Here is an 11356-nt window from a genome sequence, read left to right on the forward strand (position 1 = left end):
TCTCGCCGGTAAACGGTATCATGGTGGTGAATGGAGGCATCGCGCCCGGAGGTGCGGCGGTCCACGTGCTACGATCCAGGTAATAAAAAAGAGCGGGTCCCGGAGGGCCCACTCTCGATACGGATCGTATGAGAATTTCGAACTAGCGCCGATATAGCGCTTTTTCTCCTCAGCGACAAGAGCCGTCCGGCGCGTGGGCGAGCCCGCGCTTCGCCGCCGACCGCAAATGCCACTGGGCGGCTCAACGCTTCGTTCACGCCAGCCCTTTAGGTTCCGGCCCGCCGATGCGGCCCGCCGCGAGAACAATGGATGTCTGCCGCCAATTCTCTGCTCCCGGAACTCGACGACATCGTCAGGCAGGGTGACCCCGTCCGCCGCGCCGACGCGGTGCGCCGGATTTCCGACCTGTACGTCCGCGGCGCCGAAAGCTTCCGGCCCGATCATGTCGCGCTGTTCGACGGCATCCTGCTGACGCTGGTGCCGGAGATCGACGTCGAAGTCCGCAGCGAATTGGCACGGCGGTTCTCCGAGATAGCCAATGCGCCGCCGGAGCTGGTCCGGCAATTGGTCCACGACGAGGACATCGGCATCGCCGGGCCGTTGCTGCGGCGATCGATGATGATCGACGACGCCACCTTGGTCGAGCTCGCCCGGCTGCGCGGCCAGACCCATCTGCTGGCGATCTCCGAGCGCCCCAGCATCTCGCCTCCGGTCACCGACGTGATCGTACGTCGCGGCGATCGCGACGTGGTGCGCAAGGTCGCCGGCAACGCCGGTGCCGAGTTCTCCGCCACCGGCTTCAACGGCCTGATCCGCCGCGCCGCCCAGGACGGCGTCCTGGCGATCGCGGTCGGCGCGCGGGATGATCTGTCGCCGCCGCGACTGAAGGACCTCTTGGCGTGCTCGAGCGATCTGGTGCGCCGGCGGCTGTTCGAAACGGCCCGGCCGAGCGCCCGGATCGCGATCAACCGGGCGATGCGCGAACTCGCCGGCGAGTCCCGGCAGCCGGCAGTTCAGCGCGATTTCGGCGCGGCGCAGCGTCTGGTGGTGAGCCTGCACAACAAGGGCGAACTCAACGAAGCCACGGTGCTCGGGTTCGCCAGGGCGCATCAATACGAGGACGCCGTCGCGGCGCTGTCGGCCATGACCGGCACGCGGATCTCGACGCTCGACCAACTGATGTCCGGCGAACGCCACGACCCGGTGCTGATCCTCGGCAAGGCGCTCGGATTCGGCTGGGCGACCGTGCGGGCGTTGATCGGGCTGCGGCTCGGACCGGACCGGTCGGCCGCTTGCCCGGACGTCGAAGAAGCGCAGCACAATTTCGAGCGGCTGGCACCGTCGACGGCACAGCGCGTGCTCGGCTTCTGGAAGATCCGGCAAGCCGACGCCTGAAGCGGCCCTGCTGACAGCGCGGCGGATTTCCTCTTATGCTGGCAAAACGGCGCGCCGACAGCGCCGGCCAGGGAGGACGATCGATGCTCAGCGATGCTGAAATCACCGCGCATGCCCGGCGCATCCGCGACGACGGCTACACCGTGATCGAGCGCGCCGTCGATCCGGAACTGGTCGCGGCGCTGATCGGTGCGGTCGAAAGAATCGAGCGCGAGCATCAGCTCGGTTGTGCCAAGACCTCGTTCGAAGGCTTCAAGACGCTGCGGGTCAACAACCTGCTCACCTATGACGAGGTGTTCTGGCAGGTGCCGCTGCACGGCGCCGTGCTGCCGATCGTCGAAGCCGTGCTCGACAAAGAGTGCCTGCTGTCGTCGTTCTGCTCGCTGGTGCTCGGGCCGGGGCAGGAGGCGCAGCCGATCCACGAGGACACCCAGCTGATTCCGCTGCAGCGGCCGCATATTCCGATCACGCTGAACGCGATCTGGGCGCTGTCCGACTTCACCGCGGCCAACGGCGCGACCCGGATCGTTCCCGCCAGCCACAAGTACGAGTCGTCGCCGGTCTACGGCCAGGACTACGACGCGGTCACCGCCACGATGCCGGCCGGGAGCGTGATGCTGTTCGACAGCGCGCTGTGGCACGGCGGCGGCGCCAACACCTCGGAGGCGCGTCGCTTCGCGTTCTCCTGCGCCTATTGCTGGGGGTGGATGCGGCAGCAGGAGAACCTGCAGCTCGGGATTCCGCGGCAGATCGCGCAGCGGTTTCCGCGGCGCCTGCAGGAGCTGTGCGGCTACAGCGTGTACAAGGGCCAGTTCGGCCACATCGACAATCACGATCCAATCGAACTGCTCGGCCGCGAACGTGGTAAGCGCATGGTCTGGGAGGCGACCGACGTGCGCAATGCGCGGCTGGCCGCGCAGGCACCGAACTAGTCGTGGCGCAGCGGCCGCTGGAACGCCGACAGCGCGGCGCCGAGCGCCAGCGTTGCGGCGGAGACGGCGAGCGCGGATGACAGGCTGCCGATCGCATCGGTGATGGCGCCGACCACCAGCGGGCCGAGGGTCTGGCCGATCCCGAACGAGATCGTCATCGCGGCGATCGCACCCGGCCAGGCCGCCTGCGGATAGTTGAAGCGGACGAAGGCGGTGGTCGAGGCCACCACCGCGAAGAACGACACCCCGAACACCAGCGCCGAGGTCGCCAGCATCAACGGCGACAGGCTGAACAGCGGCAGAGCTGCGCCGACCGCATTGACCGCCAGGATGATGGTGGTCGACAGCCCGCCGCGATGCAGCGCCATCACCCGGCGCCACACCCAGGGCGTGACGAAGGCGCTGATCCCGATCAGGCACCAGAACGCGCTCTGTGCCGCGGCGCCGCCTCCGGCATCGCGCACATAGGCGACCATGAACGTCATGTAGGCGATGTAGCCGGCGCCGAACATGAAGTAGCCGGCCAGATAGATCAGCACCGGCAGAACCTTGAACGGCGCGACACGGCCGCCGCCGAGCCCGGCATCGACCCCGATCGGCGCCAGCAGCACCGGCAGCGTCATCGCGGCCGACAGCGCGGCGAGCACCAGCCATCCCAGCCACCACGAGCCGGGGCCGGCCGCCTGCAGGAGAAACGGCGCGATCAGCCCCGATGACAGGATGCCGATGCCGGGGCCGGCATAGAACAGGCTGAGCAGAAACGCCGACCGCGCCGGCTGCGCCTGGGCGATGGTGGTGGCGAGCGCGCCGCCGGCCACGAAGGCGAGCGCCGCGCCGATCCCGGCGATCAGCCGGGCGGCGGAGAGCAGCACGAAATTGCCCGACAGCGCGCACAGCGCCAGCGAGGCGACGCAGGCCAGAGTGCCGGCGCGGACGATCGCCGCCATACCGAACCGGGCGACCAGCCGGGAGGTCACCAGCGCGCCGACGAGATAGCCGGCGGCGTTGATGGTGTTCATGAATCCGGCCGCCGAATACGACCAGCCGAGGCTGTCGCGCATGTCCGGCAGCAGCAGCGAATAGGCGAAGCGGCCGATCCCGAGCCCTACGGTCGGGGCGAGCGACAGGATCAGGATCAGGCGCGCGGGATGAGCGGGCGCCGCCTCGGTGCGGTCGAGCAGAGTCAAGGATGGGTCTCCGGCGCGGTCATTGTGACAGCGAATGCGCCCCACCCGCAACACGCTGCCGCGGCAACACTGTCTTGCCAAGCCGGCACCGGCGATCTAGCACTCGGCCCCACGAATTCATTTCTTCCTGTCATGCCCGGGCTCGACCCGGGCATCCATCCTTCTCGAAACGATGGATCGCCGGGTCGAGCCCGGCGATGACGCTTGCAAGGACCCGATCATGGCAACGCACAAACTGCTTCTTCTCCCCGGCGACGGCATCGGCACCGAAGTGATGGCCGAGGTCAGCCGGCTGATCGACTGGCTCAACCAGGCCGGCGTCGCCAGCTTCGAGACCGAGCACGGCCTGGTCGGCGGCGCCGCCTATGACGCCGACAAGGTGGCGATCACCGACGCCACCATGGCGCTGGCGCAGGCTTCCGACGCGGTGATCTTCGGCGCGGTCGGCGGCCCGAAGTGGGACGGCGTGCCGTACGACGCCCGCCCTGAAGCCGGCCTGCTGCGGCTTCGCAAGGATCTCGGCCTGTTCGCCAATCTGCGGCCCGCGGTGTGCTATCCGGCGCTGGCGGATTCCTCGAGCCTCAAGCGCGACGTGGTCGAAGGCCTCGACATCATGATCGTGCGCGAGTTGACGGGCGGCGTGTATTTCGGCGAGCCGAAGACCATCACCGATCTCGGCAACGGCCAGAAACGCGCGGTCGACACCCAGGTGTACGACACCTACGAGATCGAGCGGATCGGCCGGGTCGCCTTCGACCTCGCCCGCAAGCGCCGCAACAAGGTGACCTCGATGGAGAAACGCAACGTCATGAAGACGGGCGTGCTCTGGAACGAGGTGATCACCGCCGTGCACGACCGCGAATACAAGGACGTCCAGCTCGAGCATCAGCTCGCCGATTCGGGCGGCATGAACCTCGTCAAGTGGCCGAAGCAGTTCGACGTCATCGTCACCGACAATCTGTTCGGCGACATGCTGAGCGACATCGCCGCGATGCTGACCGGCTCGCTCGGCATGCTGCCGTCGGCCTCGCTCGGCGAGATCGACACCAAGACCGGCAAGCGCAAATCGATGTACGAGCCGGTGCACGGCTCGGCCCCGGACATCGCCGGCAAGGGCATGGCCAACCCGGTGGCGATGCTGGCCTCGTTCGGCATGGCGCTGCGCTATTCGCTCGACATGGGCGCCCTCGCCGACAAGCTCGACGCCGCGATCGCCGTGGTGCTGGCCAAGGGCTTGCGCACCGCCGACATCAAGAGCGAAGGCACCACGGTGGTGTCGACCTCGCAGATGGGCGAAGCGATCGTCGCCGAACTGCAGGCGCTGCACGGCTGACGCCGGCGCTCGCGGGCTTGCCTCGCGAACCCGCTCTCCCGAGTATGCGATGGACCGCCGGGGAGCCCGGCGGCGACGTTGCAGCAGGAAACACAAACGCCCGCCGGATCGGCGGGCGTAGTCGTTTCTGGGGTGGTGACAGCCGGCGGAAGGTGCCGCGGCCGGATCAGTACAGCGGGAATCCGGTCGGATAGCCGCCGAGATCGGAGGCCGGGTTGAGCGGCTGGCGATCGATCGGGCGCTGGCCGTTCTCGCGGGCGAACGAATAGCCCGGCGGGAAGGCATAGTCGGAGAAGTGGCGCTCGCCCGGCTGCACTTCGGTGCCGGCATCGAGCCAGGATCGCTTGGTGACGTAAACCCGGGTGCGCGGGCCGGCCTGATAGACCCGGTTCGGGCCGCGGGCGCCGTAGCGGATCTGGTCTGAGGTGTACCCCCGCTTCTTCGGCGCGGCATCGGCAGTGCTGGCGCCGATCACGGCGACGGCGGCTGCCGCGAGCAGCACCGGCAACAGTCTGGCGGCAGTGGATTTCACGAGCATCGGAGTCCCCATCGGCAGGCACATTTCGAGTCAGGCCCTTTGTAGCCGCCGGCGCGGGGCCGCCACAAGGTCAATCCGGCAACACCGCCTGACAATCCTTCAATCTCCGGCGTGCCAAAATGTTGCATGAAGTCCAGCGCGTTAACCGCCGCTTGCGAATCGGTGCCGGGGCCGCTCAGAGCCGCCGCGGCGGCCGCGCCGGCCGGGTATCGACGGTCTGCGACACCGGATCGGCCGAGCAGCGGCCCGGGCGACGGACCATGGTTTCGACGAAGGCCTGGGCCTCGGCCGAGGGCAATCGGCCTTTGATGACGATCCGGTCGAGCATGCAGGCGAGCGCCGACGGGCTCGGCCGGGCGCCGTTGGCCTCGCAGAACCAGCCGCGATAGGTGAAGCTGCCGGTGTCGAACCGGCTGGCGAAACCCATGCAGAGCTTGGTCCGGCCGTCGACCTCCGCCTCGAAATGGGCGGCGCGGACCGGCCCGAACCGCGTCTCGAGATCGTAATGCATCGCCGGATAGGCGTAGCGGGCGCGCGCGAACTCGCGGATGTCGGGGAGCTGATAGAACGACGCCGAGGACAGATTCTGCACGGTCTGCGACGGCATCGTCACCAGCAGGCGGAAGTCGGTGTCGCGGTCGTAGATCCGACCGTACTGCACCTCCTGCTGCCAGCCGAGACCGGATTTCCAGGCCTTGCTGCTCGGCTTCAACCGCGCCAGCTCCGGCACCGCAACCTGCACCGGCTCCGCCGCCATCGGAACGATGCTCGACACCACGCTCCAGCCGCGCCACACCGCCAGCGCCACGATCCCGAAGAACAGGGTGCCAACCAGCAGGAAGGCATAGCGGATCGCAGTCCCGGCGTAGCCGATGGTCGCCCGGATCTGATCACTCATCGCGGCACCCCATGCAATCAATTGAGCCAATCAATTGAGCGACAGCCGGCCTCGCAGCGCCGGGTCGTTCGCGGAAGAAATCCAGTCGGCTGCGACGGACGGCCGGGCGGCGCGGTCGCAGCCGCCGCGACGCAGCTCGGCCCGGGCAAACACGTCGGCGATGGCGGCGTCGCCGCCGGCCGACAGCAGCACCAGCCGGTCGAGCATGCAGGCGATCGCGGCGCGGCGCTCCGGACGCGTGTCGCCGCGGCAGGAGAAGCCGGAGATCCGCAACTTCGCGGCCGCGATCGGCTTGACGAAGCCGAGGCAGGCGCCGGCTGGGGCGTCGCCGCCGGTCAGGCTGAAAAGGGGCACCGGGCCGAATTTACTGTCGATCACCCCGGCGGTCTCGACTGCCGCCGTTCCGCCCGGGTCCATCCGGGCGACCAGTTCGGCTTCCGCGGTCGTTCGCGTCGTCTCGCCGCCGGCCCGGTAGATTTCGATTTCGGCCGCCGCCGGTTCGCCCGGCGCGGCGATCCGCACGATGTCCTTGCGGCCGCCGTCAGGATGCCGAAGCACCTCGTGGGTTTCGGATTTTCCCGGCCAGTCGAGTTGGCTGACGGCGAAGGCCGGGGACGAGCGATCGGCGACGCTCCATCCCGGAGCGGTCGGTGCAATGGTGGCGGCGGTGATCGCTGCGTCGGTCAGCGGATTGGCGGCGTAGAACACCACGATCCCGATCAGCGCCAGCGCCCCGACATAGGCCAGCATCCGCAATATCGTGTCCCGGCATTCGGCGGCGAAGCCGGCCAGCGCCGGATCAATCCGGGAGCGGGAGGCGGCAGCGCGGAGGGCCGGGTTGCTTCGCATTGCGCGGGCTCGAATGGGTACTACGTTGTGTCCGCGGCGTTTCTCGCATAGAAGCGCTGACTTCTCCTTGTTGCGGCCTGCCGCAGCGGAGCAAATTCCTTCGGAGAGTGAACGATGGGTTACAAAGTCGCAGTAGTGGGTGCGACCGGCAATGTCGGGCGTGAGATGCTCGCCATTCTGGACGAACGCAAGTTCCCGGCCGACGAGGTGGTGGCGCTGGCATCGCGTCGCTCGGTCGGCGTCGAGGTGAGCTACGGCGACAAGACCCTGAAATGCAAGGCGCTCGAGCACTACGACTTCAGCGACGTCGACATCTGCCTGATGTCGGCCGGCGGAGCCGTGTCGACCGAATGGTCGCCGAAGATCGGCGCGCAGGGCGCGGTGGTGATCGACAACTCCAGCGCGTGGCGGATGGACCCGGACGTGCCGCTGATCGTGCCGGAAGTGAACGCCGCGGCCGCCGCCGGCTTCACCAAGAAGAACATCATCGCCAATCCGAACTGCTCGACCGCGCAGCTCGTGGTGGCGCTGAAGCCTCTGCACGACCACGCCAAGATCAAGCGGGTGGTGGTGTCGACCTATCAGTCGGTGTCGGGGGCCGGAAAGGATGCGATGGACGAACTGTTCTCGCAGACCAAGGCCGTCTACACCAACGACGAGCTGGTGAATAAGAAATTCCCCAAGCGGATCGCCTTCAATCTCATCCCGCAGATCGACGTCTTCATGGAAGACGGCTTTACCAAGGAAGAGTGGAAGATGATGGCCGAGACCAAGAAGATTCTCGACCCCAAGATCAAACTGACCGCGACCTGCGTGCGGGTGCCGGTGTTCGTCAGCCATTCCGAAGCGGTCAATATCGAGTTCGAGAACCCGATCACCGCCGACGAAGCGCGCGAGATCCTGCGCAAGGCGCCGGGCTGCCTGGTGATCGACAAGCACGAGCCGGGCGGCTACGTCACGCCGTACGAAGCCGCCGGCGAGGATGCCACCTACATCAGCCGCATCCGCGAGGACGCGACGGTGGAGAACGGCCTGGTGCTGTGGTGCGTGTCCGACAATCTCCGCAAGGGCGCGGCGCTGAACGCGATCCAGATCGCCGAAGTGCTGATCAACCGCAAGCTGATCACCGCCAAGAAGAAAGCGGCGTAGTCATCAACTCGGCAGTGTGGGCAGAGCGCGTAGCACGTGCCCACGCACGACCGAGCCATGTGACGGGTGGGCACGGCGCGACGCGCCTCTGCCGCCCCACGGATCTTGCGATGGCCGGGGCTCGTCCCCGGTCATCTGCTTTCATGGTGCGCAACGGTACTGACGAAATCGCGCCGGCGCGTTAAGCTGACGCGAGCTCCACCGCCGACGGCCACGCCATGACCGACCAGCCCCCATCGCCGACGCCCACCTCCGCCGCCAAGCGCGTCGAACGCGGCTTCGAGACCGTGCTGTTCAACAGCCGCTGGCTGATGGCGCCGTTCTATTTCGGCCTGGTGATCAGCCTGCTGGTGCTGCTGTACAAATTCGTGGTGCTGCTCGGCGAACTGATCCTGCACGCCACCCTCGCCAAGGAGTCCGACATCATCCTCGGCGTGCTCAGCCTGATCGACGTGTCGCTGACCGGCAATCTGGTGCTGATCGTGGTGTTTTCCGGCTACGAGAACTTCGTCTCACGGATCGATCCGGGCGACCATCCCGACTGGCCGGAATGGATGACGCGCGTCGACTTCGCCGGGCTGAAGCAGAAGCTGCTCGCCTCGATCGTCGCGATCTCGGCGATTCAGGTGCTGAAGGCATTCATGAACCTCGATACCGGCTACGACACCACCAAGCTCGCCTGGCTGGTCGGCATCCATCTGGTGTTCGTGGTCTCGACCCTGATCATGGCGCTGTCCGACCGCTGGGGCGGCCACGCCGGCGATAAGGGCGGACATTAGCCGTCCATCGTTGACGCCGCTTCCGACCAAGCCCCATCCGCGAACCCCGCCCATGGCGATCCCTGCCATCACTTCGCCACGCCGGCCTTCTCGCGTAGTGCGTCGATGCGTTTCGAAGCTTCGGCTTTGCTCAGCCCGTCCTGATAGGCATCCGGCTGATGCGCCTGCTCGCTCAGCGTCTTCAAGTACGACGCCTGTGCGCCGGTCATCGGCTCGTCGCCGCTGACCCAATCGTCGGGGTCCTTCTCGGTGTTGGAGCCGGTCGCGATTTTCGGATTGTCCATGGCAGAACCTCGTGCGTTTGCCGGTCAACGCACGAGGTTCATGCTCCGTTCCGACGCGCCACAACGGGCCTTACTGACGTCCTTCCGTCTCACAGCACCTTCAAGGCGGGCACAAACTGCTTGCTGTCTTGTTCGAGTACATACAGCTCGCCGTCGGCGACGCCGAAATAGGCGCCGTGGAGTTGCAGCTTGCCGCGCTCGACCAGGATCTTGATGCACGGGAAGGTCATCAGGTTTTCGAGGCTGCGGAACACCGCGGCCTTCTCGATCCGGGTGCGGAACTCCTGCACGCTCTCATGGTCGCGCTGCTCGACCACCTCGCCCGGCTTGGTGAACATCTGCATCCAGCGGCCGATGAAGTCGCTCTCGGTCAGCGGCGGGGTCTTGTCGGTGAAGGCTTTGATGCCGCCGCATTGGGCGTGCCCGAGCACCACGATGTGCTTCACCTTCAGCACCTGCACGGCGAATTCCAGCGCCGCGGACACGCCGTGGGCGCCGCCATCGGGCTCGTATACCGGCACCAGATTGGCGACGTTGCGGACCACGAAGATCTCGCCCGGGCCGGCGTCGAAGATCACCTCCGGCGACACCCGCGAGTCGCAGCAGCCGATCACCATCACTTCCGGCGACTGACCGCGCTCCGAGAGTTCGCGATAGCGGCTCTGCTCGGTCGGCAGCCGCTGGTTTCGGAACGCTTCGTAACCCGAGATCAGGGACGTCGGAAAAGAGGTCATCGGCGCGGTCTCTCCATGAGTTGGAACATCAGCGCGTATGCGAGCGGGATGGTGCGACCAGGATACGCGCGCGCCTGATCCCGCACCGATAATCACAGGATGCGGCCGCGAACAAGCCTTCCGGCCCGGCGGCCGGGATGCTATCGCCTCGGGCGATTTTCGTTTCGTCAGGGGGAACCATGATCCGACCGCGCCGCAGCCTGCTGTTCATGCCGGGATCGAACGCGCGAGCGCTCGAAAAAGCTCGGCTGCTGCCCGCCGACGGCCTGATCCTCGACCTCGAAGACGCGGTGGCGCCGGACGCCAAGGACACGGCGCGCGACCAGATCGCCGCGGCAGTGGCCGCCAAGGGCTACGGCAAGCGCGAGATCCTGGTGCGGATCAACGCACTGGACACGGCGTGGTGGCAGGACGACCTGGCGATGGCGGCGAAGGCCAGCCCGGACGGCATCTTGGTGCCGAAGGTCTCGACCGTCGAAGACATCGCCACCGTCGGCAACAAGCTCGCCGAGCTCGGCGCCGATCCGGCGATCCGGGTCTGGATCATGATCGAGACCGCGCGCGGCGTGCTGCACGCCGAGGAGCTGGCGGCGCAGAAACACGACCCGAAGTCGCGGCTCGACGGCTTCGTGTTCGGCCCGAACGATATTTCGCGCGAGACCGGCATCCGGATGCTCCCCGGCCGCTCCACCATGCTGCCGATGATCACGAAATGCGTGCTTGCCGCCCGGGTGCACGGCCTGATCGCGCTCGACGGCCCCTACAGCGACATCGGCAATGTCGATGGCCTCGCCGAGGAATGCGCCCAGGCCCGCGACCTCGGCTTCGACGGCAAGACCCTGATCCATCCCGGCCAGATCGACGCCTGCAACGCCGCCTTCACGCCGCCGGCCGAAGACGTCGCACAGGCCCGCAAGATCCTCGCGGCGTTCGACCACCCCGACAACCAGGGCCGCGGCGCCATTCAGCTCGACGGCCGCATGGTCGAACGGCTGCACGCCGAGATCGCCAGGAAGACCATCGCGATCGCCGACGCGATCGAGACATCGGGCCGGTAGGGCCGAGAGCAAAGCGTCACAACGTACGGTCATTCCGGGGCGCTCACGAAGTGAGCGAACCCGGAATCCCGTGGTTATTGTGCGACCGAAGGTGCCTCGAACGACGAGATTCCTGTATCTGCGAGGTGCTGGTGCATAGTCAGCACGACAGAGGCCGCTCGGTAGATTCCCGGCCGATCATCTCGCCGTAACCCGGTGCGGGCGCCTCTGTCGGTGTTGC

At 67.0% G+C, this 11356-nt stretch carries 12 protein-coding genes; 6 read left to right on the forward strand and 6 right to left on the reverse strand.

What is annotated here, in order from left to right:
- Positions 1 to 309: 309 nt before the first annotated feature.
- Positions 310 to 1395, forward strand: a complete 1086-nt coding sequence (locus DWA33_RS15755; RefSeq protein ID WP_114359018.1) for a DUF2336 domain-containing protein — start codon at positions 310 to 312, stop codon at positions 1393 to 1395.
- Positions 1396 to 1478: 83 nt separating this feature from the next.
- Positions 1479 to 2327 (forward strand): phytanoyl-CoA dioxygenase family protein, encoded by an 849-nt coding sequence (locus DWA33_RS15760; protein ID WP_114359020.1) that lies wholly within the window; start codon positions 1479 to 1481, stop codon positions 2325 to 2327.
- On the opposite strand, the gene DWA33_RS15765 is transcribed toward DWA33_RS15760, so the two are convergent.
- On the reverse strand, positions 2324 to 3514 hold the full coding sequence (locus DWA33_RS15765; protein WP_114359022.1) for a YbfB/YjiJ family MFS transporter: 1191 nt from the start codon (positions 3512 to 3514) through the stop codon (positions 2324 to 2326). The genes DWA33_RS15760 and DWA33_RS15765 overlap by 4 nt on opposite strands.
- A gap of 220 nt (positions 3515 to 3734) precedes the next feature.
- Here DWA33_RS15765 and leuB point away from each other — a divergent pair, with 220 nt between their 5' ends.
- Positions 3735 to 4847, forward strand: coding sequence for a 3-isopropylmalate dehydrogenase (gene leuB / locus DWA33_RS15770; protein ID WP_114359062.1), 1113 nt, complete (start codon positions 3735 to 3737; stop codon positions 4845 to 4847).
- A gap of 166 nt (positions 4848 to 5013) precedes the next feature.
- Here the strand turns inward: leuB and DWA33_RS15775 are convergent, their stop codons facing one another.
- The 3 genes from DWA33_RS15775 to DWA33_RS15785 all read right to left on the reverse strand — a co-directional run bounded on the left by DWA33_RS15775 (position 5014) and on the right by DWA33_RS15785 (position 7033).
- Positions 5014 to 5409 carry a hypothetical protein gene (locus DWA33_RS15775; RefSeq protein ID WP_114359024.1) on the reverse strand — a complete coding sequence of 132 codons (396 nt, stop codon included), beginning with the start codon at positions 5407 to 5409 and terminating at the stop codon, positions 5014 to 5016.
- Between the two features lie 151 nt (positions 5410 to 5560).
- Positions 5561 to 6283 carry a hypothetical protein gene (locus DWA33_RS15780; RefSeq protein WP_114359026.1) on the reverse strand — a complete coding sequence of 241 codons (723 nt, stop codon included), beginning with the start codon at positions 6281 to 6283 and terminating at the stop codon, positions 5561 to 5563.
- A gap of 30 nt (positions 6284 to 6313) precedes the next feature.
- A complete protein-coding gene (locus DWA33_RS15785; RefSeq protein WP_244601314.1) occupies positions 6314 to 7033 on the reverse strand; it encodes a hypothetical protein in 720 nt (239 codons plus the stop codon).
- Positions 7034 to 7246: 213 nt separating this feature from the next.
- Between DWA33_RS15785 and DWA33_RS15790 the strand changes: the two genes are divergently transcribed.
- Positions 7247 to 8281, forward strand: coding sequence for an aspartate-semialdehyde dehydrogenase (locus DWA33_RS15790; RefSeq protein ID WP_114359031.1), 1035 nt, complete (start codon positions 7247 to 7249; stop codon positions 8279 to 8281).
- Between the two features lie 218 nt (positions 8282 to 8499).
- Positions 8500 to 9060, forward strand: coding sequence for a TIGR00645 family protein (locus DWA33_RS15795; protein WP_114359033.1), 561 nt, complete (start codon positions 8500 to 8502; stop codon positions 9058 to 9060).
- Positions 9061 to 9128: 68 nt separating this feature from the next.
- On the opposite strand, the gene DWA33_RS15800 is transcribed toward DWA33_RS15795, so the two are convergent.
- The gene (locus DWA33_RS15800; protein ID WP_114359035.1) at positions 9129 to 9344 is read right to left on the reverse strand and encodes a DUF3072 domain-containing protein; all 216 of its coding nucleotides are present in this window, start codon (positions 9342 to 9344) and stop codon (positions 9129 to 9131) included.
- An 89-nt stretch (positions 9345 to 9433) separates the two neighbouring features.
- Complete coding sequence (locus DWA33_RS15805) at positions 9434 to 10078, reverse strand: carbonic anhydrase (RefSeq protein ID WP_114359037.1); 645 nt, start codon at positions 10076 to 10078, stop codon at positions 9434 to 9436.
- A gap of 179 nt (positions 10079 to 10257) precedes the next feature.
- Here DWA33_RS15805 and DWA33_RS15810 point away from each other — a divergent pair, with 179 nt between their 5' ends.
- Positions 10258 to 11136, forward strand: a complete 879-nt coding sequence (locus tag DWA33_RS15810; RefSeq protein WP_114359039.1) for an HpcH/HpaI aldolase/citrate lyase family protein — start codon at positions 10258 to 10260, stop codon at positions 11134 to 11136.
- The last annotated feature ends 220 nt before the right edge of the window (positions 11137 to 11356 follow it).

Origin of the sequence: Rhodopseudomonas pentothenatexigens, from assembly GCF_900218015.1 — a bacterium.
In the GTDB taxonomy this organism is placed as follows: domain Bacteria; phylum Pseudomonadota; class Alphaproteobacteria; order Rhizobiales; family Xanthobacteraceae; genus Rhodopseudomonas; species Rhodopseudomonas pentothenatexigens.

Excerpts from the sequence above, each read along its gene's own strand:
- DWA33_RS15800 (WP_114359035.1), bottom strand. The coding sequence starts at position 9,344 with ATGGACAATCCGAAAATCGCGACCGGCTCCAACACCGAGAAGGACCCC.
- DWA33_RS15785 (WP_244601314.1), bottom strand. The coding sequence starts at position 7,033 with ATGCTGGCCTATGTCGGGGCGCTGGCGCTGATCGGGATCGTGGTGTTC.
- DWA33_RS15790 (WP_114359031.1), top strand. The coding sequence starts at position 7,247 with ATGGGTTACAAAGTCGCAGTAGTGGGTGCGACCGGCAATGTCGGGCGT.
- DWA33_RS15810 (WP_114359039.1), top strand. The coding sequence starts at position 10,258 with ATGATCCGACCGCGCCGCAGCCTGCTGTTCATGCCGGGATCGAACGCG.
- DWA33_RS15805 (WP_114359037.1), bottom strand. The coding sequence starts at position 10,078 with ATGACCTCTTTTCCGACGTCCCTGATCTCGGGTTACGAAGCGTTCCGA.
- DWA33_RS15755 (WP_114359018.1), top strand. The coding sequence starts at position 310 with ATGTCTGCCGCCAATTCTCTGCTCCCGGAACTCGACGACATCGTCAGG.
- DWA33_RS15780 (WP_114359026.1), bottom strand. The coding sequence starts at position 6,283 with ATGAGTGATCAGATCCGGGCGACCATCGGCTACGCCGGGACTGCGATC.
- leuB (WP_114359062.1), top strand. The coding sequence starts at position 3,735 with ATGGCAACGCACAAACTGCTTCTTCTCCCCGGCGACGGCATCGGCACC.
- DWA33_RS15775 (WP_114359024.1), bottom strand. The coding sequence starts at position 5,409 with ATGTGCCTGCCGATGGGGACTCCGATGCTCGTGAAATCCACTGCCGCC.
- DWA33_RS15795 (WP_114359033.1), top strand. The coding sequence starts at position 8,500 with ATGACCGACCAGCCCCCATCGCCGACGCCCACCTCCGCCGCCAAGCGC.
- DWA33_RS15760 (WP_114359020.1), top strand. The coding sequence starts at position 1,479 with ATGCTCAGCGATGCTGAAATCACCGCGCATGCCCGGCGCATCCGCGAC.